The 26367-nt window shown below is 71.3% G+C and carries 19 protein-coding genes and 1 tRNA gene; 13 read left to right on the top strand and 7 right to left on the bottom strand.

Annotated elements, in window-relative coordinates:
* Positions 1-128: 128 nt before the first annotated feature.
* Both ACFY0T_RS25445 and ACFY0T_RS25450 read right to left on the bottom strand, forming a co-directional pair.
* Positions 129-1631, bottom strand: coding sequence for an aminopeptidase P family protein (locus tag ACFY0T_RS25445; protein WP_388874762.1), 1503 nt, complete (start codon positions 1629-1631; stop codon positions 129-131).
* 99 nt (positions 1632-1730) lie between these two features.
* Complete coding sequence (locus ACFY0T_RS25450) at positions 1731-3242, bottom strand: PP2C family protein-serine/threonine phosphatase (RefSeq protein ID WP_388874765.1); 1512 nt, start codon at positions 3240-3242, stop codon at positions 1731-1733.
* A 483-nt stretch (positions 3243-3725) separates the two neighbouring features.
* Here ACFY0T_RS25450 and ACFY0T_RS25455 point away from each other — a divergent pair, with 483 nt between their 5' ends.
* Together ACFY0T_RS25455 and ACFY0T_RS25460 are read left to right on the top strand one after the other, a co-directional pair.
* Complete coding sequence (locus ACFY0T_RS25455) at positions 3726-4391, top strand: bifunctional DNA primase/polymerase (protein WP_388874768.1); 666 nt, start codon at positions 3726-3728, stop codon at positions 4389-4391.
* Positions 4392-4447: 56 nt separating this feature from the next.
* Positions 4448-5038 carry a hypothetical protein gene (locus tag ACFY0T_RS25460; RefSeq protein ID WP_388874771.1) on the top strand — a complete coding sequence of 197 codons (591 nt, stop codon included), beginning with the start codon at positions 4448-4450 and terminating at the stop codon, positions 5036-5038.
* Positions 5039-5271: 233 nt separating this feature from the next.
* On the opposite strand, the gene ACFY0T_RS25465 is transcribed toward ACFY0T_RS25460, so the two are convergent.
* From ACFY0T_RS25465 to ACFY0T_RS25475, 3 genes are all read right to left on the bottom strand, one after another.
* The gene (locus ACFY0T_RS25465; protein WP_388874774.1) at positions 5272-6237 is read right to left on the bottom strand and encodes a DUF5926 family protein; all 966 of its coding nucleotides are present in this window, start codon (positions 6235-6237) and stop codon (positions 5272-5274) included.
* Positions 6238-6476: 239 nt separating this feature from the next.
* Complete coding sequence (locus ACFY0T_RS25470; protein WP_388874777.1) at positions 6477-7115, bottom strand: ATP-binding protein; 639 nt, start codon at positions 7113-7115, stop codon at positions 6477-6479.
* A gap of 127 nt (positions 7116-7242) precedes the next feature.
* Entirely contained in the window at positions 7243-8052 is an 810-nt protein-coding gene (locus tag ACFY0T_RS25475) for a glycerophosphodiester phosphodiesterase (protein ID WP_388874779.1), read from the bottom strand.
* A gap of 256 nt (positions 8053-8308) precedes the next feature.
* Here ACFY0T_RS25475 and ACFY0T_RS25480 point away from each other — a divergent pair, with 256 nt between their 5' ends.
* The 3 genes from ACFY0T_RS25480 to ACFY0T_RS25490 all read left to right on the top strand — a co-directional run bounded on the left by ACFY0T_RS25480 (position 8309) and on the right by ACFY0T_RS25490 (position 11538).
* Positions 8309-9805 (top strand): S1C family serine protease, encoded by a 1497-nt coding sequence (locus ACFY0T_RS25480; RefSeq protein ID WP_388874782.1) that lies wholly within the window; start codon positions 8309-8311, stop codon positions 9803-9805.
* A 66-nt stretch (positions 9806-9871) separates the two neighbouring features.
* Positions 9872-9956, top strand: a tRNA-Ser gene (locus ACFY0T_RS25485).
* Between the two features lie 151 nt (positions 9957-10107).
* Entirely contained in the window at positions 10108-11538 is a 1431-nt protein-coding gene (locus ACFY0T_RS25490; protein WP_388874783.1) for an FG-GAP and VCBS repeat-containing protein, read from the top strand.
* Between the two features lie 91 nt (positions 11539-11629).
* Here the strand turns inward: ACFY0T_RS25490 and ACFY0T_RS25495 are convergent, their stop codons facing one another.
* A complete protein-coding gene (locus ACFY0T_RS25495) occupies positions 11630-12508 on the bottom strand; it encodes a bifunctional DNA primase/polymerase (protein ID WP_388874786.1) in 879 nt (292 codons plus the stop codon).
* Between the two features lie 372 nt (positions 12509-12880).
* On the opposite strand from ACFY0T_RS25495, the gene ACFY0T_RS25500 reads away from it, so the two are divergent.
* The 8 genes from ACFY0T_RS25500 (at position 12881) to ACFY0T_RS25535 (ending at position 21645) form a co-directional block, all read left to right on the top strand.
* Positions 12881-13186 (top strand): hypothetical protein, encoded by a 306-nt coding sequence (locus tag ACFY0T_RS25500; RefSeq protein ID WP_388874788.1) that lies wholly within the window; start codon positions 12881-12883, stop codon positions 13184-13186.
* 239 nt (positions 13187-13425) lie between these two features.
* Complete coding sequence (locus ACFY0T_RS25505) at positions 13426-14703, top strand: acyl-CoA dehydrogenase family protein (RefSeq protein ID WP_388874791.1); 1278 nt, start codon at positions 13426-13428, stop codon at positions 14701-14703.
* 65 nt (positions 14704-14768) lie between these two features.
* Positions 14769-15686, top strand: a complete 918-nt coding sequence (locus tag ACFY0T_RS25510) for a bifunctional MaoC family dehydratase N-terminal/OB-fold nucleic acid binding domain-containing protein (RefSeq protein ID WP_388875157.1) — start codon at positions 14769-14771, stop codon at positions 15684-15686.
* A gap of 1 nt (position 15687) precedes the next feature.
* On the top strand, positions 15688-16890 hold the full coding sequence (locus tag ACFY0T_RS25515; RefSeq protein WP_388874794.1) for an acyl-CoA dehydrogenase family protein: 1203 nt from the start codon (positions 15688-15690) through the stop codon (positions 16888-16890).
* A complete protein-coding gene (locus tag ACFY0T_RS25520) occupies positions 16887-17291 on the top strand; it encodes a MaoC family dehydratase (protein ID WP_388874797.1) in 405 nt (134 codons plus the stop codon). The genes ACFY0T_RS25515 and ACFY0T_RS25520 overlap by 4 nt, the downstream gene beginning before the upstream one ends.
* Positions 17288-18454, top strand: coding sequence for a lipid-transfer protein (locus ACFY0T_RS25525; protein ID WP_388874800.1), 1167 nt, complete (start codon positions 17288-17290; stop codon positions 18452-18454). Before ACFY0T_RS25520 ends, ACFY0T_RS25525 begins: the two co-directional genes overlap by 4 nt.
* 323 nt (positions 18455-18777) lie before the next feature.
* Positions 18778-19332, top strand: coding sequence for a SigE family RNA polymerase sigma factor (locus ACFY0T_RS25530; RefSeq protein ID WP_388874803.1), 555 nt, complete (start codon positions 18778-18780; stop codon positions 19330-19332).
* A gap of 633 nt (positions 19333-19965) precedes the next feature.
* Positions 19966-21645: a long-chain fatty acid--CoA ligase gene (locus ACFY0T_RS25535; protein WP_388874806.1), complete on the top strand. Its 1680-nt coding sequence runs from the start codon at positions 19966-19968 to the stop codon at positions 21643-21645.
* A gap of 298 nt (positions 21646-21943) precedes the next feature.
* On the opposite strand, the gene ACFY0T_RS25540 is transcribed toward ACFY0T_RS25535, so the two are convergent.
* Positions 21944-26245, bottom strand: coding sequence for a PAS domain-containing protein (locus tag ACFY0T_RS25540; RefSeq protein WP_388874808.1), 4302 nt, complete (start codon positions 26243-26245; stop codon positions 21944-21946).
* Positions 26246-26367 lie beyond the last annotated feature (122 nt).

A 26367-nucleotide genomic window follows, 5' to 3' on the forward strand; every position in this document is an offset into this window, starting at 1 on the left:
AAAAGCCGCCCCCCTAGGCACACCAAAAACCCGGGGGGCCACCGGAAGCCCCCTGGGCACACTGATGGCCGGGTACCCAGGAGGGCACCCGGCCATCAGTCTCGTTTCAGCCCTCGCGGGGCACTATCTCAGCCCTTCAGGGATGCCATCCAGGCCTCGACCTCGTCCGAGCGGCGCGGCAGCCCGGCCGACAGGTTCCGGTTGCCGTCCTCGGTGACCAGGATGTCGTCCTCGATGCGGACGCCGATGCCGCGGTACTCCTCCGGCACCGTCAGGTCGTCCGCCTGGAAGTACAGGCCCGGCTCGACGGTCAGGCACATGCCCGGCTCCAGCGTGCCCTCGACGTACGTCTCGGTGCGCGCGGCCGCGCAGTCGTGGACGTCCATGCCGAGCATGTGGCCGGTGCCGTGCAGGGTCCAGCGGCGCTGCAGCCCCAGCTCCAGGACACGCTCGACCGGGCCCTCGACCAGACCCCACTCGACGAGCTTCTCGGCGAGCACGCGCTGCGCGGCGTCGTGGAAGTCGCGGTACTTGGCGCCCGGCTGCACGGCCGCGATACCGGCCTCCTGGGCCTCGTACACGGCGTCGTAGATCTTCTTCTGGATCTCGGTGTACGTGCCGTTGATCGGCAGCGTGCGCGTGACGTCGGCGGTGTACAACGTGTGGGTCTCCACGCCCGCGTCCAGCAGGAGCAGGTCGCCGGAGCGGACCGGGCCGTCGTTGCGGACCCAGTGCAGGGTGCACGCGTGCGGACCCGCGGCGCAGATGGAGCCGTAGCCGATGTCGTTGCCCTCGACCCGCGCGCGGAGGAAGAAGGTGCCCTCGATGTAGCGCTCGCTGGTCGCCTCGGCCTTGTCCAGGACGCGTACGACGTCCTCGAAGCCGCGCACGGTCGAGTCGACGGCCTTCTGCAGCTCGCCGGCCTCGAAGTCGTCCTTGACCAGTCGCGCCTCGGAGAGGAAGACCCGCAGCTCCTCGTCGCGCTCGGCGGTGACCTTGTCGGTGAGCGCCGCCTCGATGCCGGCGTCGTAGCCGCGCACGACCCGCACCGGACCGGTGGCTTCCTTGAGCTTGCCGGCCAGTTCGCGCACGTCCGAGGCCGGGATGCCGTACAGCTGCTCGGCCTCGGCGAGGGAGTGGCGGCGGCCGACCCACAGCTCGCCCTGCCCGGACAGCCAGAACTCGCCGTTCTCGCGGTCGGAGCGCGGCAGCAGGTAGATCGTCGCCTTGTGGCTGCCATTCCCGTTCGGGCCGTCGGTCGGCTCCAGGACCAGGACGCCGTCCTCGGTCAGGTTGCCGGTGAGGTACGCGTACTCGACCGAGGCGCGGAAGGGGTACTCCGTGTCGTTCGAGCGGGTCTTCAGGTTGCCCGCGGGGATCACCAGGCGCTCGCCCGGGAAGCGGGCGGAGAGCGCGGCACGGCGGGTGGCGGTGTACTCGGCCTGTGCGATCGGGGCGAGGCCGTGGAGCTCCGTGTCGGCCCAGCCGGACTTCATGTTCTCGGCCAGCTCGTCGGACACGCCCGGGTACAGGCCGTTCTTGCGCTGCTTGATCGGTTCCTCTTCGCCCGCTTCGTCAGCGGTGTCGTCGAGTACGGCTTCCGGGGTCTCCGGGTTGAGCGCCTCCGACACGGTCTGCCTCCTAGATACGACTCTGGACCTCCACCATCGTACGGTCGTACTGAAGGGGGCCCAGGGCCGGAAGACCTGTTACGGACGGCTAGTGGCGGTTCACTCGAAGCGCGCTGCCAGGAGGACGACGTCCTCCTCGCTGTCCGCCTCGTCCAGCCCGTCCGGCAGCACGCTCCGCAGAACGTGATCGGCGATCGCGCCGGGATTGTCGCGCAGCGCCCTCGGGACGCTTGCAGCGGCCGCGTGCAGCCGGGCGAAGGCGCGGTCCATGGGGTCGCCGGTGCGGTGCAGCAGGCCATCGGTGTACAGCAGTACGGTCTCGCCCGGTTCGGCGGTTAGTTCGATGCTCGGTGCCTCCCAGCAGGCGAGCATCCCCAGGGGGGCCGAGAGGGAGGTCTCCACGAACTCGGTGCGCCGCGCGCCGATCACCAGGGGCGGGCTGTGTCCGGCACCGGCGAGGGTGAGCTTGCGCAGCGCGGGTTCGCAGTAGGCGAAGAGGGCGGTCGCGGAGCGGGCGGGTTCGGTCAGCCGCAGCAGCAGTTCGAGGTCGGACAGGACGGCGACGGGGTCCTCGCCCTCCATGACGGCGTACGCCCTCAGGGACGCCCTCAGACGGCCCATGGCGGCCACCGCGCTGGGCCCGGACCCGGTGACGGAGCCGACCGCGAGACCGAGCGCGGCGTCGGGCAGCGGCAGCGCGTCGTACCAGTCGCCGCCGCCGCGCGGGCCGGTGCGGTGCCGGGCGGCGAGCTGGACGCCGGAGACCCGGGGCAGCCGTGGGGGGAGCAGCTCCTCGGAGATCGTCGTCATGCACGCGCGCGTGCGCTCCAGTTCCACCAGCCGTGCCAGGTGCTCGGTCGCGTACCGGGCGTAGAGGCCGATGAGATGGCGATGGCGCTCTACCGGTTCGGCGGGCTCGTCGTAGAGCCATACGGCGGCACCCAGGCGGCCGGCCTCCTCGGTGGCCAGGGGCAGTGCGTAGCTAGCGGCGTAGCCGAGCCGGGCGGCCACCTCGCGGTGGCGGGGGTCGAGCCCGTCCTCGGAGAAGAGATCCGGCTGTGCGATCTCGCCCTCGCCGCCCGGCAGTCCGTCCAGGATCTTCCCGTACGACATGGAGCTGCGCGGCACGGTCTCGATATGGCCGAGATCCGCTCGGGCGAGGCCCAGGCCGATCGTGGTGTCGGGGCCGAGTCCGTCGCCCGGTTCCAGGACGACGAGGCCGCGCCGGGCGCCGACGAGGGCGGCTCCGGCGCGCAGGAGTTCCTGCAGTGCGTCGCTCAGTGTCGCGGTGCGCGCCAGGCGCTCGGTGAGTTCGTGGAGCGTGGTGAGATCCGAGACCCAGCCGGCGAGGCGATCTTGGAGAACGGCTCCGGCGCCGGTGGAAGAGGTGGCCGAAGAGGCACCCGTGGCTGCAGGCGTCGGCGCGACAGTGTGTGCGGGCGAAGGAACCGTTGAATCGATTCCAGCCACTTTCGGAAGGTGAGGGGCGTTCATGGCGTCCGGCTTTCCGACCGGTGCGTATTGCTCAATAGCATCGCAAACCCCCATGTCGTTCTGCGCCGCTAGCAGTGTCTCCACATGTACACGCACTCGTGAGGGGATGTCCAGCATTGTCCTGCTGGGATTCCTGGTGTCCGTGAGACTCTCGGTAACCCTTGCGGGAAAGCAAAGTTGGCTTAAAACTGACTCGGGCAACGGCTTATTGAGGTCGACTGGCCTCGTTCGACGGAGCGTCACAGCGGTCGTGATGGGTACGTACTCGGTGAAGGCCAGGGGCGGTTGAGATCAGCCCGGAACCTGGCAACGGACCCGGGCGTCTTAACCACCGACGACCGTGCCCCATCCTCCCGTGGCGGAGGCGGCAAGAAATACGCGGGACAGCAAAACGCCAGGCGCCGCCACCCCACGCCATGCCCATGCTTTTGATACACGCAGTATGGACGCGGACGCAGCCAAATGCTCGACCCAGAGGGGTTCCCCTTGTCTCCAGCAGGGGTGTGATGCGCCAGCAGGTACGCACAGTGAAGTGATCGACACATGGTGTGATGTGGTCCTCGGTGTTGCCAGGCGTGCAACGGAAAGGAACGAGCGCTCATGCGCGAGATCCTCGGAAGGCGACGCAGGCTCCTGTCCAGGCGAAACAACGGGAGGCCTGAGGTGCTCGGCGCGGCCCTGACCTTCGCGACCGAATGGCGCTGGCCCGTCCTCCCGGGTGTGGCGGCGGACCCGCAGGGGCGCGCCCGCTGCGGATGCCCCGACCCGGAGTGCACGGTGCCCGGCGCCCATCCCTTCGACCCCGGTCTCCTCGCGGCCACCACCGACGAGCGCATGGTGCGCTGGTGGTGGACCAACCGGCCGTCGGCGCCCATCGTGCTGGCCACCGGAGGCAAGGCCCCCTGCGCGGTGAGCCTGCCCGCCCTCGCGGCGGCCCGCGCCCTCGACGCCCTCGACCGCAAGGGCATGCGCCTCGGTCCCGTCATCGCGTCCCCCACGCGCTGGTCGATCCTCGTCGCGCCGTACTCCATGGAGCAGCTCGGCGAGCTGCTCTACGCCAAGGACTTCGTGCCCGGTTCCCTCCGCTTCCACGGCGAGGGCGGCTACATCGCGCTGCCGCCCTCCGAGACCGGCCAGGGCCAGATCCGCTGGGAGCGGGCCCCGCTGCCCGGCTCGGCCGCCCCCTGGGTTCCCGATGTCGAGGCCGTCGTGGACGCCGTGGTGGAGGCCCTCACTCGTACGGGTGTGAGCGCGCCCGAGTTGTAGGGGTGTCGGGCGCGCGGCGAACCGGGCGCCCGCCCATGGTCGTTATCTTCCCTTTTATGCAGCGTCATTCTGGGGGACACAGAGCCTCATTGCCGCTAAGCGGCGGGCCAGACTCCCGAAGAGTTCGCCTGCTCGCACTCGCGGGCGTAGTGGCGGTCACGGTGGCCCTCCCGCTGGCCGTGGCATCCGCAGGGCCGGTCGGCGACGTCGACGGCCCTGCGGGCGTACGCGCATCCGAACGCGACGACGACAAGCGACCGTCGGCCACCGAATCCACGCGATCTCCCCTGCTGCTCGGTCTCGGCCTCGCCACCGCCGCCCGGTGCGGCCCCGAGCTCTCCTCGCCCGACGGCATCGAGGCGCAGACCTGTGTCCTCGCGCAGGGTGAGGAAACCTGGGCGCGCACCTACTACCGCAATGTGAGCGGCGACGAGCTGAGCTCGGTGCTGAGCCTCATGGGCCCTGGCGGACGCACGGTGCAGATGAACTGCGCGGTGGGCGCGAAGGACGACCCGAGGGTGTGCGAGACGCCCAGGGAGCGCACCGCGGGGGACGTGGGGGCGTACACGGCGGTCGCGGAGTTCGCGAAAGGCACCGGGTCCGGCGGGCCGCTGTTGCTGCGCTCGGGGAGCAACTCGGTCCAGTAGCAAGGCGGTTGACGTCGTACGGGACTCCGCCCATGGAAAGACCCGGTTGCTGGCGACGGGGGATGCACCAGCAACCGGGCTACTCGAACGGTAACAAGAGATCGGCGGTTCGCAAATTCGATCTCGGCTATTCGGACACGGATTTACCTGTCACAACGGGGAGTTGTGACAGGAGTCACCCGTTCCGTGCCACGCTGACCAGCTGACCAGTCGGTCAGTTTCTTGTCTGTGAGTCAGCTGAGCGTGACCTGTCGGTTGGTGAGGCCGCCGCGCGCCCGGCGCTCGTCCGCCGTGAGCGGTGCGTCCGTGGCCAGAGCGGCGGCGAGGCGCTCGGCGAACTCGGCGGCCGGCTTCTCGATGTCGTCCGCCGTGACCCCCGTCGGCAGGTCCCAGACCGGCACCGTGAGGCCGTGCGCACGGAAGGAACCGACCAGCCGGGTGCCCTCCCCGAGGCTGGACCGACCGGCCGCGTGCAGCCGCGCCAGCGCGTCCAGAAGCTGCTCCTCCGGGTGGGGCATGACCCACCGCAGGTGGTTCTTGTCGGGGGTCTCGCACCAGTAGGCGGCATCGACCCCGGTGAGCTTCACGGTCGGGATGGCGGCGGCGTTGGCCCGCTCCAGGGATGCGGTCACCTCCGGCGTCGCGTTCTCCGCGTCCGGGACCCAGAACTCGAAGCCGCTGTGCACAACTGGCTCGAACGCGCCTTCGGGGTCGAGGAGATCCTGCAGTCGCGGACCGTCGGCCGGGGCGCGCCGGCCCTCGACCGGAGTACCGGGCTCCGCGGTGAGCGCGCGCTGGAGGGTGTCGGCCAGGTCGCGGCTGATGTCACCCGAGGCCGTGTCGTTCTGCAGGCCGATGAGGACCGAGCCGTCGTCGCGGCGCAGCGCCGGCCACGCCATCGGCAGGACGGTGGCGAGGGTGACCGAGGGGACGCCCTCGGGGAGGCTCTCCTTGAGCTTCAGCTCGACCGTCGCGGCGGGCACCAGCTCGCGCAGCGCGACCCAGTCGCACTCGCCCGGCAGTCCCTCGAAGGGGCGCTGCACCAGCTCGGTCACGGCGTGCGCGGCCGCTCGGCCGTGACAGGCCTTGTAGCGGCGGCCACTGCCGCAGGGGCAGGGCTCGCGAGCGCCGACTACCGGGATCTCCCCGTCCTTCAGCTGCGGCTGCTTGGCCTTCGTCTGGGGTCGCTTCTTGGCCATCGTGGGTGTCTCCCGATCACGGCTCGTCTCGTACGGGCGCGAGCCTAGCCGTTCGTACGAGAGCCGACGGGACCCTGTGGACAACGCACCGTGTCGTCCCGGAAGCGGCGGTTCAGTCCGCGTGCGCCCGCCTCGGGCGGCGTGCCTCGCGCGGCGTGCGTCTTGCGCGGCGTGTTCCTTGGTCCGCGGCTCTCGGGCGGTGTGTGTGTTCGTCCTCGTGTCTCGGTCGGCGTGTTGCCTCAGTCCAGGTCGTCGAAGGCGTCGGCGAAGTCGAGGTCGGGTATCCCCGACACGCTCGGTGACGCGACGCGCGTAGCGAAATCGTCGCGGCGGTGCGCGGTTGCCGTGTCGTCCATGTCGTCCTGGATCACCACCCACACCGTGACCTCGCCGCGGGCGTCGTCCCTCACGCCCCAGTCCTTGGCCAGCGCCGTGATGATGTTCAGCCCGCGGCCGCCGTGCGCGGTGACCGAGGGCGTGGCCGGAACCGGACGGGTCGGACCACCGCCGTCCGTCACCTCGACGGTGAGCCTTCCGGACGGATCGACGCGCCACGCGGCCCGGACGTCGCCGTCCCCGGCCAGGGCGTCACCCAGTGGTCTGCCATGTCGGCAGGCGTTGCTGAGCAGTTCGGAAAGGATCAGTACGGCATCGTCGATGACCGATTCCGCCATGCCACCGGAGCGCAGCTGATCGCGCATCCGATGTCTTGCTTCCCCCACGCCCGCAGGGCCATGGGGCACGGCCATGCTCGACGACGTGGGCACCTCCTGTGCCACCACCAACGCCACCCCCGAGACCTCCTTTGCCCCACGCCACGGTGTGGATGCCCCTTTGCACTGGACCGGAAACCGGCCAATCCACGTCTGCTGACGCACTTGTAACGATCGAACACGGACCGAACGCGCCGGTGCACTCCCTGTAATCGCGTGGCCTGAATTCGACGGTGGATTCCGGGGTTGATTGCGGAGTTTCGGAGGCGGCTTCGTGGAGGAGGCTGTGCAGTCAGCAGCCCAACTGGCGTAGTACCGCGCGCGGGCGGTTGGTGATGATCGCGTCGATGCCCAGCTCAACGCAGAGATCGACGTCCTCGGGCTCGTTCACGGTCCAGACGTGCACCTGGTGTCCGGCCCGTTTCAGCCGTTCGATGTATCCGGGGTGACTGCGTACGATCCGCATCGAGGGGCCCGCGATCCGGACACCCGCCGGCAGTCGTCCGTCGCGCAGCCGGGGTGAGACGAACTGCAGCAGATAGACCGTGGGCAAAGTCGGGGACGCGGCCCGGACGCGGTGCAGTGAGCGCGCCGAGAAGCTCATGACGCGTACGGGCGACTCGGCGGCGGACTCCGGGGCGTCCAGGCCGAAACGCTTCAGCAGAAGCAGCAGCCGCTCCTCGACCTGGCCCGCCCAGCGGGTCGGGTGCTTGGTCTCGATGGCCAGCTCGACGCGGCGGCCCGCGTCCGCGACGAGTTCGAGCAGTCGCTCCAGGGTGAGGACGGAGGTGTCCTCCCGGTCCTCGGGGCCGTACTCCCAGTCGGGGGCCTCGTCGCGGTTCCTCCAGGAGCCGAAGTCCAGCGCGGCGAGCTCGGAGAGCTCCAGGGCCGAGACCGCTCCGCGACCGTTGGACGTACGGTTGATGCGGCGGTCGTGGACACAGACGAGGTGGCCGTCCGCGGTCAGTCGTACGTCGCACTCGAGGGCGTCCGCACCGTCCTCGATCGCTTTCTTGTACGCGGCCAGGGTGTGCTCAGGGGCGTCTTCGGAGGCTCCACGGTGGGCGACGACCTGAATCGGGTGCTGTCGTGCGAGGGTCACCGCGTCATGGTGCCACCGTCGCGGGGCGGCGTGAGGTCGAAGACGTAAGGAATTTGACTGTTTCGCGGTAAAGGTCCGTTATAAAGGATGGTCCCGGACCCACAGCCACCGCTTATGGTGCTCTGACGTCCGGTGGGAAAAGCTGACGGCGTACAAAAGCACATGCACAGCTGAATCGCGCCGGACCGTCGACAAGCGTGAGTGAGCGTGACCGAGTGCGACCGAGAACAACAGCCGTGGATCGAGGAGAAGAGCTGTGAGCACCGAGAACGAGGGCACCGCAGTACCGCCGGCCCCGTCCGCACCTCCCGTGCCGGTGGAAACTCCCGCTGCTTCCGCGCAGACCGCAGCGCCCGAGGGGGGCGCACCGACCGCTCCGATCCCGGCGGTGCCTCCGAGCGCCCCCGGCGCGCCGGAGCAGGCACTGGCGCCCGCGGGGCACCCGGCGTACGCGTCGGCCGGAGCCGGACAGGGCGCCGCTCCGCATGGACAGGGCACCGGAGCCCCCGGCTCCGCCGCCGAGGCGGGCTGGCCGCCTCCGCCGCCCGCCGTTCCCTCGTACGCGGACGGCGGCGGCTCGGGGGCCGGCGGCTGGGGTTCCTCCTACCAGCAGCCCACGCCGAAGCCGAAGAAGGGGCGCGGCGGCTTGGTCGCCGCGATCCTGGTGGCCGCGCTGGTCGCGGGCGGCGTCGGCGGCGGCATCGGCTACTCGCTGGCCAAGAACAACGACGCCTCCACCGACTCCACGACGGTCTCCGCCCCGAGCAGCAGCGGCGACGTGAAGCGCGCCTCGGGCACGGTCGCGAACGTGGCCGCCAAGGCGCTGCCGAGCACCGTCACCATCGAGGCCGAGAGCACCAGCGGTGAGGGCGGCACCGGCACGGGCTTCGTCTTCGACACTCAGGGCCACATCCTCACCAACAACCACGTCGTCGCGGACGCGGTCGACGGCGGCAAGCTCACCGCGACCTTCCCCAACGGCAAGAAGTACAACGCCGAAGTGGTCGGCCACGCGCAGGGTTACGACGTCGCGGTCATCAAGCTCAAGAACGCGCCGTCGGACCTGAAGCCGCTCGCCCTCGGCGACTCCGACAAGGTGGCCGTCGGCGACTCCACGATCGCGATCGGCGCGCCCTTCGGCCTCTCCAACACGGTGACCACGGGCATCATCAGCGCCAAGAACCGCCCGGTGGCCTCCAGCGACGGCAGCGCCAGCAGCAAGGCCTCGTACATGAGCGCCCTGCAGACGGACGCCTCCATCAACCCGGGCAACTCCGGTGGCCCTCTTCTTGACGCGCAGGGCGCGGTCATCGGCATTAACTCGGCGATTCAGTCGTCGAGCAGCGGCGGCCTCGGCGGTGCGGGCCAGTCCGGCTCGATCGGTCTGGGCTTCGCGATCCCGGTCAACCAGGCGAAGCACGTCGCCCAGCAGCTGATCAAGACCGGCAAGCCGGTCTACCCGGTGATCGGCGCGTCGGTCTCCCTCGAAGAGGGCACCGGCGGCGCGAAGATCACCGAGCAGGGCGCGAGCGGCTCGGACGCAGTCACTCCGAACGGTCCCGCCGACAAGGCCGGCCTCAAGCCCGGCGACGTCATCACCAAGCTCGACGACCAGGTGATCGACAGCGGCCCGACCCTCATCGGCGAGATCTGGACCCACCAGCCCGGCGACACCGTCAAGCTCACGTACACGCGCGACGGCAAGACTCACACCGTGGACGTCACCCTGGGCTCCCGAGAGGGCGACAGCTGAGCCACGCGGGCGGCTGCCGACCGGTTAGTCTTGTCCCCGCGCCGTTCACCACTGTTGACGGCGCGGGGTGGGTTGCCCGAGCGGCCTAAGGGAACGGTCTTGAAAACCGTCGTGGCGCGAGTCACCGTGGGTTCAAATCCCACACCCACCGCAGTGGGCGAGAGCCTCTGACCAGCAGGACCGGTCGGGGGCTCTCGCCGTCTCCGGGGGCAGATCCCTTCTGTCACTGCTGCCCCGTATCCTCCAGGAGCACACGATCTTCACGCGGTCCTGGGGGCCGCCTGTGAACCCGGGGGGGTCTCATGCGTGAGAAAGCGTTGATCACGGCTGCCGTCTGTGCGGCGACCATTCTTGGTGTCACCGGACTGGCTCCGGCGGCGGTCGCCGCTCCGCAGGCCGCGGCGGGCAGGACCGCGGACTTCAATGGCGACGGGTACGCCGACCTCGCCATCGGGGCGCACACCGCGACCGTGGGCGACGTCAAGCGGGCCGGCGTCGTCACCATCGCCTACGGCTCCGCCTCGGGGCTGAAGTACGACACCGCGTCCGTCATCAGCAAGGCCACGGACGGCGTTCCCGGCGACCCCGTAGAGGACGACAGGTGGCGGGAGGTCAGCGGCTTCGGCGACCTGGACGGCGACGGGTACGACGACCTGGTGCTCCACTGGATCGAGAGGAACACCATCCTCTGGGGCAGCGCGAACGGCATCACGGGCGCGGGCACCACCCTGCCGACGGGCAACTACACCGCCACCGACCCGAAGCTGCTCGGCGGCGGCTCCGGTGTGGGCGACGTCAACGGCGACGGGATCGACGACTTCGTCAGCCGCGGCAACAACGGCCGCTCGTACGGGGTTTCCGTCCTGCTCGGCCCACTCGACCGCACCACGGGCAAGCCGGCCGGCGTGTGGCACCGCGACACCCCGAGCCTGGACGACGTCTCGACCTCCACCCTCTACGTGGGCGACATGACCGGGGACGGGACCGCCGACGTCGTGGTGAGCGGCTACCGCGTGCTGGGCAACGGCGCCACGGGGGGCGTGGTCCTCAAGGGCTCGGCCGCCGGCCTGGTCAAGGGCAGCGCGTACGTGGGTCCGTACGAGGCCGCCACCAACAACCCGCCCGCCGCCTTCGGCGACCTGAACAAGGACGGTTACCAGGACCTGGTCACCGGCCAGCCGAAGGCGAACAAGTTCTACGTGGCGTACGGCGGCCCGGACGGCGTCAGTGGCACGGTGAGCTCCCGTGCGTACTCCCAGGCCAGCGCCGGAGTTCCCGGTGTGGACGAGGCCGGCGACGCCTTCGGTTCGGCGCTGGCGATCGGTGACACCGACCAGGACGGTTGCCCCGACGTGGTCATCGGTGCCGCGTACGAGACGGGTTCCGACGCCGCCACCACCGCCCAGTCGGGGGCGATCACCGTCCTGCGGGGCAGCGCCTCCGGGATCACCACGAGCGGCGCCACGTCGTTCACCCAGAACGCCCAGGGCATACCCAGCACCTCCGAGAACGAGGACCACTTCGGCGCCGCTACGGCCGTGATCGACACCGACGGGAACGGCGTGCCCGAGGTCTACGTGGGCGGCAACGGTGAGGACGGCTACAAGGGCCGCGTCTGGAAGCTGGCGACCGGCGCATCGGGTGTCACCGGCACCGGTGCCACCAGCTTCCACCTGGGCACGCTCGGCGGCCCGGTCGGCGGCGGCAACTTCGGCTACCGCTTCGCCGGCTGAGCTGTCGGCTGACCCATGGCTCCGGCGGAGGCCGGCGCGGCACCGAGCCGCGCCGGCCACCGCCGTTGTGTCGGCCTCGGCCGTTGTGCCGTCATGCGTGGCGGCGGGACGACGGGGCAGTCATGCGCGCCGCCGAGGCGATGGTCGAGCGGGCCTCGCGTTCGGTGAGGCCCGTGCGGACGGCGGCTTCGACGAGAGGGTCGGTCAGTTGGGGGCCGATGCCGTTCTCGTAGGCGCGGCAGGCGGCCCAGAAGAGGCGCGTGTTGCGCTGGCCCGCGTGGGCGGCGAGCACGAACTGGACCAGCCCCTGGCCGTGTTGGCCGGTCGCGGGGGGCGTGGGGTGGTGCGTACGGGGCGGGGGCGTGAGCAGGCGCAGGAGTTCGCGCGGGCAGGGTGCCGGTGCCAGATGGGCGGTGCCCGGAGCCGTGCCGTACACGCCGTGTTCGGTGCGTGAGCCGGGGCCGACGAGGTAGCCGCCGGCGCCGCGGATGTCGATGCCGGGGGCCAGGCGTCCCGCCGAGTTGGGGACCACCACATCCGGCGGTCCGCTCAGCCAGAGGTGGCGGCCGCCGCTGGGGGTGAGGACGACCACTGTCTCCGGGATCGTGAAGAGGTGGCGCAGGGCCAGTTCGCGGAGGGCCGCCGAGGAGTCCGTACCGGATTTGGTGTCGAGGTCGACGCCGATGAGGTGGTGCGGGGCGAGGCCGCAGGCGATGCCGTAACCGGTGGCCCAGGGGGCGGCGGCGAAGAGTTCGCGGATGCGCCGGGGGTCGGTCGAGGCGTCGTACACACCGTGTCCGAAGCGGCCGCATTCGCCGTGGCAGGGGGAGGGATCGGGGTCGTCGCGGTGGGGGGAGCGCAGGGCCGGGAGCTTCGTTCGGGACAGCGGGATCACCGCCAGTCCGCGCTCGGCTGCGGACAGGGCGTGGGCCAGGGCCAGAGTCGTGGCCTGCCGGTCGATGGTGGCCATGCATCCATGTTCGTACGAGTGTTCGAAAAAGGGAAGGGTTCGCCGGACACGCGAGGCCGCGGGGTGGGCGAGGGGTGAGATTGGCTGAAAATGCGCCGGAACGCTTCAGCCCTTGCGGCGCCTGGGATTGAGTCGCCCGCTGCGGTCTGAGCAGGTGATTTGTGCGCGTGAAGGTGGTTTATCGACATGTCCTCACGCTTGAGGGCGAATCGCGGCTTCCGGGGTGGTTCGCCGGGGATTCGGTGGGCAACTCTGGATTCGCGACGTCGTGCAAAAGCGCCGAGGCGGTCGGCCAACTGCCTTGGAACAAGCCGTATTTCACGTACATCCCGGTTCACGCCGGTGCGTACAACCGGTTCTGGAGGAATTCACATGGCAAGCATCCGTACCGCCCGCGTTCTCGCCGCCGTCGCCGCCCTGCCCCTTGCGGCCGCACTCTTCACGGGTGTCGCGGCGGCGGACAACGGCGCCTTCGCGGACGACGGATCGAACGCGGGAGTGGCGACCATCAGCGGCAGCGGGGTCGGAAACGACAACTACGGCAACTCCTCCACCACTCAGCAGCAGGCGGTCGGCTCCCGTGCCTCGAACCAGAGCAACGCGGCCCAGGTGAACGGCTCCGAGTTCACGGCCATCGACCAGTTCAACGCCGTCGTCAACTTCACCAAGCTCTGGTGAGCCGGGGGCCGATGCGCTCAGATCGGCCCGGAAACTCCCGTGTGGGGTAGTGCTCTGTGGGGTGCTAACGCGTCTGCGCGGCGGTGCTTCGGTGCCGTCGCGCAGACGTTTTTCGTGTGCCTGACCTGACCTGACCTGGCCTGGCCTGCGTGCGGGGCGCTCGGTGACCTTGACAGTCGGCAGTATCTGACGGACAGTCAGAAACCCTTGTCCGTACGAAGTCCGGGAGGGCCGCCGCCGTGCACCTCGCCCCTACCGAGCGCCAGCAGCGGCTGCGTGCCGAGCTCCGTACGTACTTCCGCGACCTGATGCCCGACGGGCCGCCGCCCGCCGACGACCCGGGCCGACAGCGTGCCCTGCTGCGCCGCATCGGCGCCGACGGCCTGCTCGGGCTCGGCTGGCCGGTCGCGTACGGAGGCCAGGGGCGCGGCGCGGACGAACAGTTCGTGTTCTTCGACGAGGCCTACCGGGCCGGCGCGCCGGTGTCCATGGTCACGCTGAACACCGTCGGGCCGACGCTCATGAAGTACGGGAGCGAGGAGCAGAAGGCCTTCTTCCTGCCGCGCATCCTGAGCGGGGACCTCGTCTTCGCCATCGGGTACTCGGAGCCCTCGGCGGGGACGGACCTCGCCGCGCTGCGGACGCGCGCTGTGCGGGAGGGGGAGGGCGTAGAGAATTTGGGCGGCGCGGGCGCGGGCGGCGCCGGTGGCGAGGGTGGTGCGGGCGAAGGCGTCGAGGGCGAGGGTGGTGCGGGTGGCGACGGCTCGGGCGCGGGCGCGTACTGGCGGATCGACGGGCAGAAGATCTTCACTTCCAACGCCCAGAACGCCGACTGGATCTGGCTCGCCTGCCGCACCGACCCGGACGCGCCCAAGCACCAGGGCATCTCGATCATCCTCGTGCCCACGGACGCGCCCGGCTTCTCGTGGACACCGATTCGGACGGTGGGCGGGCTGACGACCACGGCCACCTACTACGACGGGGTCCGCGTCCCTCTCTCGAACCTCGTCGGCGAGGAGAACGGCGGCTGGGGACTCATCACCAACCAGCTCAACCACGAGCGGGTCGCGCTCGCCGCGATCGGGATGCAGGCCGAGGACTTCTACGCGGCCGCGCTGCAGGCGGCGCGTACACCCGATCCGGTGACGGGTCGGCGTCGGATTGACGAGCCGTGGGTGCGTTTTCGGCTGGCCGAAGTGCATGCCCGGCTGGCGGCATCACGCCTGCTCAACTGGCGTTTGGTGGGGGATGTGGCGGCCGGTGGGCCGGCGCCCGGCGACGCGAGCGGCGTGAAAGTCGTGGGAACCGAATCGGCGGTCGCGGTGTACCGAATGTGTCAGGAAATTGTGGGAGCGGACGCGCTGGTGCGCTCCGGTTCGCCGGGGGTGTTCGGGGACGGCGAGCTGGAGCGGATGAACAGGGCGGCGCAGATCAACACGTTCGGGGGCGGGGTGAGCGAGGTGCAGCGGGAGATCGTGGCGACGATGCGGCTCGGGATGAGGAGGGGGCGGCGGTGAGCGACGGAGGGGACAAGCTGGCGGAGCAGCTGAAGGCGTGCGAGGCGGATGAACTGGCGGAGCGGCTGGAGGAATACGAGGGGGACGAGCTGGCGGTCCGGTTGAAGGCGTACGAGGGGCGGCCCGCCGCTGTCGCGGGTGTGGGCAAGGACCCGGTCAACGAGCCGATGATCCGGCACTGGTGCGAGGCGATGGGCGACACGAATCCGGCGTACGGGGGGCCGGACGCCATGGCGCCGCCCACCATGCTCCAGGTCTGGACGATGGGTGGCCTCTCCGGGCACGCGGGCCGCTCCGACGCCTACGACGAGCTGCTCGGACTGCTCGACGACGCCGGATACACCTCGGTGGTCGCCACCGACTGCGAGCAGGAGTACGTACGCCCCCTGCGCCCCGGGGACGAGATCACCTTCGACGCGGTGATCGAGTCAGTCTCCGAGCGCAAGAGGACCAAGCTGGGGACGGGGCACTTCGTCACCACGCGTATGGATGTGAGGGCGGGCGGCGAACTGGCCGGGACGCACCGGTTCCGGATCCTCAAGTACGCGCCGGCGCGGAGCAGGCCCAAGGGCAGACGGCCACGCCCGGTGATCAACCGGGACAATGCCGGATTCTGGGAGGGAGTGGGCCGGCACCAGCTGCTCATCCAGCGGTGCGACGGCTGCGGGGCGCTGCGCTTTCCCTGGCTGCCAGGGTGCAACGGGTGCGGCTCCTTGGACTGGGACACGGTCGAGGCGAGCGGTGAAGGGACCGTCTACTCGTACGTCGTCATGCACCATCCGCGCTTCCCGGCCTTTGACCCTCCTTACGCGGTCGGTCTGATCGAACTGGCCGAGGGCGTGCGGATTGTGAGCAATGTGATCGGGGTGCCCTACGACAAGGTGCGGATCGGAATGCCCGTGCGCCTCGCTTTCCAGCGGTACGACGAGGAGTTGGAGCTGCCGGTCTTTCGGGCCGGTGAGGTCGAGGGCGGGGGGAGCTGAGATGGACTTCACGCCCACGGAGGAGCAGGCGGCCGCCCGTGATCTGGCCGCGCGGATCTTCGGCGACCTCTCCACGCACGAGCGCCTCGCTGCGGCCGGGACCGGCAGCGACGCCGAGCTGTGGAAGGAGCTGTGCGCGGCCGGGCTCGTGGCGGCCGTGGAGGACGTAGGGCTCCTCGGCCTGGTGCTTCTCCTGGAGGAGCAGGGGCGCACCACGGCCCAGGTGCCGTTCGCGGCGAGCTGTGTGTACGGGCTGCTGGCGGTGGCGGCGCACGGTTCACGGGAGCAGCGGAAGCGGCTGCTGCCGGGGATCGGGGATGGCACGGTGGTGGTGAGCGGGGCGATCTCCGGGCCGGGGGCCGTGCGGGAGGAAGCGCCCAGGCGGCTGAGCGGTGTCGTCCCCGTGGTGCCCTGGCTGCGGGACGCCACCCATGTGCTTGTCGCCGACGACCGGCGCCGGCTCTGGCTGGTGCGGACCTCCGAGGCGGCGTGCGAGCCGGTGGAGCTGACGGCGCCCTGGTCGGCGGGGCGGCTGACGCTCGACGGGACACCGGGCGAGCGGCTGGGCGGCACACCGTTCGGGGGTCCATCGGTCAGGGTTCCATCGGCCGGGGTTCCATCGACCGGCGTTCCATCGGCCGGGGGCACCTCGGCCGGTGTTCCATCGGCCAGCGGTATATCCGCTGAGGGTTCATCGGCCGGGGACGACGAGGACGCGGCTTCCCGTGAGGCATACGACGACGTACTCGCCACCGCGCGTGCCGCCTTCGCGGGGCTGCAGGCCGGGGTGTGCGCGGGGTCGCTGGCGCGGGCCGTGGAGCACACCAATGCACGGGAGCAGTTCGGACGTCCGCTCGCCGCCAAGCAGGGGGTCCAACTCCGAGCAGCCGACGCGTACATGGACACCGAGGCGATACGGGTGACCGCGTACGAGGCGGCGTGGCGCCGCGATGAGGGGCTGGAGTACGCGACACACGCGCTGACCGCCGCCTGGTGGGCGTCCGAGGCGGGGCAGCGGGTGGTGCACACGGGTCAGCATCTGCACGGCGGGACGGGGGCCGATCTGGAGCACCCGGTGCACCGGCACTTTCTGTGGGGGCGGCAGTTGGATGCGTATCTGGGATGCGGGAGTGAAGTGCTGCAGGAATTGGGGGAGTTGATCGTGAGTGGAGAGTCCGTCGTGAGCGGTGAGGTGGAGGCATGAGGGTCGGCGACGCACTGCCGCCGCTGGAGATCGAGGTCACGCGCACGCTGATCGTGGCCGGGGCGATCGCGTCACGGGACTACCAGGACGTGCACCACGACGCGGAGTTGGCGCGGCAGAAGGGTTCGCCCGACATCTTCATGAACATCCTGACCACCAATGGCCTGGTCGGGAGGTACATCACGGACTGCTTCGGGCCGGGCGCGGTGCTCCGCAAGGTGGCCATACGGCTCGGAGCTCCCAACTACCCGGGCGACACCATGGTGTTGACCGGCTCGGTCGAGGAGGTCGCGGGCGACACCGCGACGGTGCGGGTCGTCGGGGCGAACGGCATCGGCAGACATGTGACCGGGACGGTGACGGTCACCCTTCCGCCCGGGGCGCCCGGGGGTGCCTCATGAGCGTACGGGCGCGGGACACGCTCGGCGGAAGGGCGGCGGTCGTCGGGATCGGGGCCACCGCGTTCTCCAAGGACTCGGGGCGCAGCGAGCTGCGGCTGGCGGTGGAGGCGGTGCGGGCCGCGCTCGACGACGCCGGGCTGACGCCGGGGGACGTGGACGGGCTGGTCACGTTCACGATGGACACCAGCCCGGAGATCACCGTTGCCCAGACGGCCGGAATGGGGGAGCTGTCCTTCTTCTCGCGGATCCACTACGGGGGCGGGGCGGCCTGCGCGACCGTGCAGCAGGCGGCGCTCGCGGTGGCGACCGGGGTGGCCGAGGTGGTGGTCTGCTACCGGGCGTTCAACGAGCGGTCGGGCAGACGATTCGGTTCGGGGGTGCAGCAGCGGGAGCCGTCGGCGGAGGGGACGGCGCTGGGCTGGTCGTTGCCGTTCGGGCTGCTCACGCCCGCCTCCTGGGTGGCGATGGCGGCCCAGCGGTATCTGCACACGTACGGACTGACGCCCGAGGCGTTCGGCCATGTCGCCGTGGTGGACCGGAAGTACGCGGCGACGAACCCCGCGGCGTACTTCCACGGCAGACCGATCACCCTCGCCGAGCACGCGGCCTCGCGGTGGATCGTGGAGCCGCTGCGGTTGCTGGACTGCTGCCAGGAGACGGACGGCGGCCAGGCACTGGTGGTTACGTCGGTGGAGCGGGCCCGCGATCTGCCGCATCCCCCGGCGGTGATCACGGCCGCCGCGCAGGGCGCGGGCCGGGCGCAGGAGCAGATGACCAGCTTCTACCGGGACGATCTGACGGGGCTGCCGGAGATGGGCGTGGTGGCACGGCAGCTGTGGCGGACGTCCGGGCTGAGTCCGGCGGACATCGACGTGGGGATCCTGTACGACCACTTCACGCCGTTCGTGCTGATGCAGTTGGAGGAGTTCGGGTTCTGCAAGCCGGGGGAGGCCGCGGACTTCGTCGCCGAGGAGCTGCTGCCGCTCAACACACACGGAGGACAGCTCGGGGAGGCTTATCTGCACGGGATGAACGGAGTGGCGGAGGCGGTACGACAGCTGCGGGGCACGTCCGTGAACCAGATACCGGGGGCCGACCGCGTCCTCGTCACCGCGGGCACCGGGGTTCCCACCTCGGGGCTGATTCTCGGGACGGAGGGGTGAGGAGGCCGGAGCGTGCCGGGTCCCGTCCACTGGCGGGGGCCACTCCCGGGGTGACCGTCTACTGCAGCCGGGGTCCCATCCACCCCGTTCCCAGGGTCCCTTCCGCCGCCTCCGGGTTCCCGTCCACTGGCTCTCGGGGTCGCGTCTACTGCGCCCGGCTACTGCCACGGTAGTCGTCTCTCAGGGATGAACCCTCAGGGTGCAGGCGCCGCTCGTCCACCCTCAGGAGGTGGGGGCAACCCCCCTCCTACAACCTGAGGGGGACACCGCTTCGGGACCTGCGGCCGATCCGCGAGAGTAGGGGGCGAACCTAGCGTGGAGCCATGACCACACCCGTCTGCACCAGCGCTTCGGACGCCGCGACGCGGACTCGTCCGTACGCGGCCTACCCGTCGTTCTCTTCGTATGTGAAGGCCCGCCAGCCGGTGTTGCTGCGTACCGCCCGGTCGCTCACCGCGAACCCGAGCGACGCCGAGGACCTGCTGCAGACCGCGCTGACGAAGACGTATGTCGCCTGGGACCGGATCGAGGACCACCGGGCGCTGGATGGCTATGTGCGTCGGGCGTTGCTGAACACGCGGACGTCGCAGTGGCGCAAGCGCAAGGTCGACGAGTTCGCGTGCGACGAGCTGCCGGAGCCGGAGGGGCTGCCCGCCTCGGACCCCGCCGAGCAGCAGGCGCTGCACGACGCGATGTGGCGGGCGATCAGGAAGTTGCCGGCGCGACAGCGGGCGATGGTCGTCCTGCGGTACTACGAGGACTTGAGTGAGGCGCAGACGGCGGAGGTGCTCGGGGTCTCCGTCGGCACGGTCAAGTCGGCGGTGTCGCGTGCGCTGGGCAAGTTGCGCGAAGACCCTGAGCTGAGCCCTGTGAGGTAGGCCGCACCGACTCGCCCGGCCCCTGCCAGGTTCCCACCGGGCACCCGGCGCCTGCCGGGCTCCCGCCCAGCACCCGGCCCCGCTCCTGCTCGGCGCCCGGCTCCGCTCCTGCTCGGCGCCTGCCCCGCTCGCGCTTGGCGCCCGGCCCCGCTCCTGCCAGGCTCCCGCCCGGCACCCCGCCCCGCTTCTGCTCGGCCCCGCCCACTCCTGCTCGGCGCCTGCCCGCTCCCGCCGGGCGCCTGCGTGGCTCCCGCTCGGCGCCCCGGGCCTTAACCCGGCCGCCCCCGGGCCCCCGCCTGGCACTCGCTCGGTCCCGCGCTGTTCCGTCCCGGCCCCCGCCAAGCTGCTGCCCCACTCCCGCCCGACCCCCGCCAAGCTCGCGCCCCGCTGTCACCCCGCCCGCAGCCGAGTGCGCGCCCTGCCCTGATCGTCGGCCGTAGCCGTAGCCGTAGCCGTAGCCGTAGCCGATTCCGTGTCCCGGCCTGATCGTCGGCCGCAGCCCGAATGGGCGTCCCGGCCTGATCGTTGCCCACAGTCGAATGGGCGTCGGACTGATCGATCATCCGGCCGCCTAGTGACATACCGCTCGGTATGTGCGCAGAATCAGCGCAACCCATTACTGCCGCGTAGGCAATGTCGCCGCCCCGGGAGGACGCCGTGCTGAGCACGATGCAGGACGTACCGCTGACTGTGACCCGCATTCTCGTGCACGGGGCGCTCGTGCACGGTTCGTCGCAGATCACGACCTGGACCGGGGAGGGCGAGCCGCAGCGGCGCAGTTTCCGGGAGGCCGGGACGCGCGCAGTGCAGCTCGCCCACGCCCTGCGCGACGACCTCGGGGTGACGGGCGACGAGCGGGTCGCGACGCTGATGTGGAACAACGCCGAGCACGTGGAGGTGTACTTCGCGATCCCCTCCATGGGTGCGGTCCTGCACACGCTCAACCTCCGCCTCCCCGCGGAGCAGCTCGTCTTCATCGTCAACCACGCCGCCGACCGCGTGGTCATCGTCAACGGTTCGCTGCTTCCGCTGCTCGCGCCGCTCCTCCCCCATCTGCCGACCGTCGAGCACGTGGTGGTGTCGGGCCCCGGTGACCGTTCGCTGCTCGACGGCGCGAGCGTGCGGGTGCACGAGTACGAGGAGCTGATCGCAGGCAAGCCGACGACGTACGACTGGCCGGAGATCGACGAGCGGCAGGCCGCGGCCATGTGTTACACGTCCGGCACCACCGGCGATCCCAAGGGCGTGGTCTACTCCCACCGTTCGATCTACCTGCACTCCATGCAGGTCAACATGGCCCAGTCGATGGGGCTCACCGACCGCGACACCTCCCTCGTCGTGGTCCCGCAGTTCCACGTCAACGCCTGGGGCCTGCCGCACGCGACCTTCATGACCGGCATCAACATGCTTATGCCGGACCGTTTCCTGCAGCCCGCACCGCTCGCCGAGATGATCGAGAGCGAGCGGCCGACGCACGCCGCCGCCGTCCCCACCATCTGGCAGGGCCTGCTCGCCGAGTTGCACGCCAAGCCCCGCGACGTCTCCTCCCTCACCCAGGTCACCATCGGCGGCTCCGCCTGCCCGCCCTCGCTCATGGCGGCCTTCGACGAGTTGGGCATGCGGGTCTGTCACGCCTGGGGCATGACCGAGACCTCGCCGCTCGGCACGATCGCCCGGCCGCCGGCCCATGCCGTGGGCACGGACGAGGAGTTCGGGTACCGGCTGACGCAGGGCCGCTTCCCGGCCGCCGTCGAAGCCCGCCTCACCGGCCCCGGTGGCGAACGGCTCCCCTGGGACGGTGAGTCCGCGGGCGAGCTGGAGGTGCGCGGCCCCTGGATCGCGGGCGCCTACTACGGCGGCCAGGGCGCCGAACCGCTGCGCCCCGCCGACAAGTTCAGCGAGGACGGCTGGCTCAAGACCGGTGACGTCGGCACGATCAGCGCCGACGGCTTCCTGACCCTCACCGACCGTGCCAAGGACGTCATCAAGTCGGGCGGCGAGTGGATCTCGTCCGTGGACCTGGAGAACGCCCTCATGTCCCACCCGGACATCGCCGAGGCCGCCGTGGTCGCCGTCCCCGACGAGAAGTGGGGCGAGCGGCCGCTGGCCACCGTCGTCCTGAAGGAGGGCTCCACCGCCGACTTCGAGACGCTGCGCGCCTTCCTCGCCGACGAGGGCAAGATCGCCAAGTGGCAGCTCCCCGAGCGCTGGACGATCATCGAGTCGGTCCCGAAGACGAGCGTCGGCAAGTTCGACAAGAAGGTGCTGCGCAGGCAGTACGCGGAGGGCGAGCTGGACGTGACGAAGCTCTGACACACGTGCGTCGGGTGGGGAGCCGTGCAGCTCCCCACCCGACGCACGCGCACGTCATCGACGTAGCACCCGACGTAGCACCGTCGCGCCCACGCATTCCCGGCCTGCCGCAGGCATGCGGGAGCGGGTAAGGGCGTCGACCAAGGCGGCGGCGCGGAAACTCACCGTCGGCCAGGCGAAAACTCACTGCCCCTTGAAGTCGGTCAGGCGAAACTCACTGCCTCCTGAAGTCGGTCAGGCGGAAACTGACCGCCCCCTGACGTCGGTCAGGCGGAAGCCCACCGCCCCCTGACATCGGTCAGTTGGTGCCGATGCGCGCCAGCAGGTCGACGATCCGGTCCTGCACCTCGGCACTCGTCGAGCGTTCGGCGAGGAACAGCACCGTCTCCCCCGCGGCCAGGCGCGGCAGTTCGGCCTGGTCGACGGCGGCGGTGTAGACGACGAGCGGCGTGCGGTTCAACTGGCCGTTCGCGCGCAGCCAGTCCACGATTCCGGCCTGCCGACGCCGTACCTGCATCAGGTCCATCACGACCAGGTTCGGCCGCATCTGCGAGGCCAGCGTGACGGCGTCCGCGTCGGTCGACGCCCGCGCGACCTGCATCCCGCGCCGCTCCAGCGTCGCGGTCAGCGCCAGCGCGATCTCCCCGTGCTCCTCGATGAGCAGCACGCGCGGCGGGTGCTGCTCGGAGTCCCGGGGCGCCAGGGCCTTCAGGAGTACGGCGGGATCGGCGCCGTACGCCGCCTCGCGCGTCGCCTGGCCGAGGCCCGCCGTCACGAGGACGGGCACCTCGGCGGCGACGGCGGCCTGGCGCAGCGACTGGAGCGCCGTGCGCGTGATCGGCCCGGTCAACGGGTCGACGAACAGCGCGGCCGGGAAGGCGGCGATCTGCGCGTCGACCTCCTCGCGCGAGTGCACGATGACGGGCCGGTAGCCGCGGTCGCTCAGCGCCTGCTGGGTCGTCACGTCCGGCGCGGGCCACACGAGTAGCCGCCGCGGGTTGTCCAGCGGCTCCGGGGGCAGTTCGTCGTCCAGGGGCTGCGGCTGCGGCTGGTCGGCGACCTCGACGGCACCGCCGGGACCGTCGAGCGGCTCGGGGCCCTCGGCGGCGTTCTCGTCCGGTGCTCCTATGGCGTACGAGCGTCCGGCGCCCTCGGTGGCTCCGGGCAGCCGGGGCCCGGGCGCGGCGGGTGCCGTGGGCGCCGGTCCGGCCTGCGGGTGCGGGCGGGCCGCGGTCTCCGGGCGCTCGGCGGCGGGCTCGGGGGGCGTACCGAGTTTGCGGCGGCGGCCCGAGCCGTTCGTCTGGTGCGGGGGAGGCGTGGGGGCCTGGGGCTGAGCCTGCGGGGCCGGCTGCCGGGTGAACGGGACGCCCTGGCCGAGCGTCCGCACGCTGATCGCGCGCCCCTGCGTCGAGTTGGGGTCGATCGGGGCCGCGGCCTCGGCGGGCAACGGCTGAGCGACCCGCGGCTGTGCCGGGAGCTCGGGGGGAAGGGGGGTGCCCGGAGCGGGGGTTGGCTGACCGGCGGCGGGGGACACGGGGGGTACGGGCGTCGGAGTGCCTGCGCCTGAAGTGTCGTTGGCGTTGACGCCCGTGCCGGTGCTGGTGTTCGCGTTCGGCCACGGCTGAGGAGCCGGAGTCGCAGCCGGGACCGGCGCCGGGGCAGCGGTGGGCTGGGGCTGCTGGGCCGGGATCCCGGCGGCAGGGGTGGCCTGGGCGGCGGCAGCGGTCTGTGGTGTCTGCGGTGCCTGTACGGGAGCCGGCTGCCCGGCGGCGGCCGCACCCGGAACGCCCTGCGCGGGGACACCCTGCGCGGGAACGGTCTGGCCCGGAACCCCCGATGCCGGAACCCCCGATGCCGGAACCGCCTGTGCCGGAACGCCCTGAGCCGGAACCGTCTGGGCCGGAACCCCCTGCGCGGGCGTCCCCGCCCCGTCCGGCTGACCGGGAGCACGGCGAGCCCGCCGCCGTCCCGTCGGGGCGGAAACAGGGTGCGGCTGCGGCGGAGTGTGATCCTCGGCCGGGTCGTGCAGCATCACGTCATGACGGCCGTCGTCGGCCTGCCCGTGACCGGCGCCGCCGCTGTCGGCCGACTGGATCTGAGCCTGAGCTTGGATCTGAGCCTGGGCCTGGATCTGAGCCTGGGCCTGGATCTGAGCCTGGGCCTGGGCCTGAACTTGGGCCTGAGTCTGGGCCTGGGCCTCGACGTACTCGGGTGAGCGGTCCGCCTCGGCGGGCGGCAGCGCGAACACCGTACGGGCGCCCGCCTCCTGCGCGGCGGCGCGCTCGGCCGCTGCGGCCAGCGCACGCCGACGCCGTCCGGTCGGCTGCCCCGCGTCCGCGGCGGCACCGGCGTCCGGCGAGCCCTGCGCACCCGGGGCGACGGGTGCACTGGGCGCCGCGGGCAACGCCGGCGGCAGCGCGTGCTGTTCGCCGTCCCGCCGTGCGCGCCGCCCGGAGGGCACCGGCACGCCCTGCGGAGGCACCGTCCCGCCAAGACCCGTACCCATGGCAGCGGTTCCCGCCGCGTGCTCGGCCGCGGTGACGACCGCGCCCTCGGAGACACCGTCGGTCACGCCATCGGCCGTACCGGTACCGGTACCAGCACCGTCCGCGCCTTCGGCCGGACTCGGCCGCCCGCGCCGCCGCCCCGTACCACCGGAACCGGAAGCACCACCGTCACCGCCGGGACCCTCGACGCCCGAGCCCTGCGCGGGAACCGACACCTCGCCGGTCCCCTGCTCTTCGGCCGCACGCCGCCGACGCCGCCCCGTGGGAGCGGCCCCGTCGACCGCGGTCTCTGACTCCCCCGCCACCTCGCTCTCCAGGAAGGCGTCCACGGAGGACCGGCGGGCCCGCCGCCTGCCACCGCCCTGGTGCGAGGCCTGCTCGGGAAGGGCCACCTCGGCCCCGGGGGTGTTCTCGGGAGCGGGAACCGTCCCGGCCCCGCCTCCGATGGGCACCTCGAGGACGTACGCGCTGCCGCTCATCCCCGGTACCTCGTGCGTCTGCAGCACGCCGCCGTGCGCGCGCACGATCCCGCGCACGATCGGCTCGTGCACCGGGTCTCCCCCGGCGTACGGCCCGCGCACTTCGATACGGACGCCCTCACCGCGCTGCGCCGCCGCCACGACGACGGTGTTGTCCATGTAACCGCCCGCCGACACCGGCGCGTTGCCGGTCGCGTCGACTCCCGCGACGTCCGCGATGAGATGCGCGAGGGCGTTCGCGAGCCGCGTCGGGTCGACCTCGGCCTCGATGGGCGGCGCGTGCACGGCGAACTGGACGCGCCCGGGCCCGATCAGCTCCACGGCACCGTCGACACCGGCCGCGACGACCGCGTCGAGCATCACCTTCGTACGGGAGATCTCCTCGGCCCCGGAGTCGAGCCGCTGGTAACCGAGGACGTTGTCGACGAGCGTGGTGATCCGCGAGTAGCCGGCCGCGAGATGGTGGAGCACCTGGTTGGCCTCGGGCCACAGCTGTCCGGCGTCGTCGGCCGCGAGCTTGGAGAGTTCGCCGCGCAGCTGGTCGAGGGGCCCGCGCAGGGACTGGTCGAGCACGGCGAGCAGCTGCTCGTGCCGGGCGGTCAGCGCCTCGTACCGGTCCTTCTCCCGCTCGCCGAGCGCCGCGTACCGCTCGTCGCCGGCGGCGAGTTCCTCCTCGTGCCGCTCGCGCAGCTCGGCCAGCTCGGCCGTGTGCTGCTCGCGCAGCGTCCTGAGCTCATCGGCGTGCTCGTCGGCGAGGCGTTCGAGCTCCTCGGCGTGCCGGGTGGCCTCGGCCTCCTTCTCCTCGGCGAGGGTGTCGTACGGCCGCCGGTCGGTGAAGGTCATGACGGCGCCGACGAGCTGGTCCCCGTCGCGCACCGGCGCGGTCGTCAGATCGACCGGCACCTTGTCCCCGGCCTTCGACCACAGCACCTGCCCGCGCACCCGGTGCTTGCGCCCGGAGCGCAGGGTGTCGGCGAGCGGAGACTCCTCGTACGCGAACGGCTCGCCGTCCGCGCGCGAGTGAAGGATGAGGGAGTGCAGGTCCTGGCCGCCGAGGTCGCTGGCCCGGTAACCGAGTATCTGAGCGGCCGCCGGATTGACGAGGACGACCCGCCCTTCCGTGTCCGTGCCGACGACACCCTCGGCCGCCGCGCGCAGGATCATCTCGGTCTGTCGTTGCGAACGCGCGAGTTCGGCCTCGGTGTCGACGGTGCCCGACAGATCGCGTACGACGAGCATGAGCAGCTCGTCAGGGGTGGGGCCGTAGCTGTCGTAGGCCTGCTGGCCGTTCTCGAGGTTCGCACTGGTGACTTCGACCGGGAACTCGGTGCCGTCGGTCCGCCGCGCGATCATCCTGGTCGGCTTGGTTCGCCCGCGCTCGTCGATGGTGTCGGGCCGCCGCATGGATCCGGGGATCAGCCGGGAGTCGAACTGCGGCAGCAGATCGAGCAGCCCCCGGCCCACCAGAGCCGTGCCCGGGGCCTCGAAGGCCTCCAGGGCGATGGTGTTGGCGTTGACGACGGTCCCATTGGCGTTGACCAGCACCAACGCGTCGGGCAGCGCGTCCAGTATGGCTGCGAGGCGAGCAGCGCCTCGGGATGGCCTGCTGCTCACGAGACGCTTCCTCCCTGTTACCGCACCTTGCCGACCGCGGATGCCATCTTGCCAACCGGCCCGCAGCGTGTCACGCGAGGGAGTCTACGGGCAGTGGTTGCGCTCGCGACGCCGGATGAGAG

Source organism: Streptomyces sp. NPDC001530 (assembly GCF_042894545.1).
Taxonomy (GTDB): Bacteria; Actinomycetota; Actinomycetes; order Streptomycetales; family Streptomycetaceae; genus Streptomyces.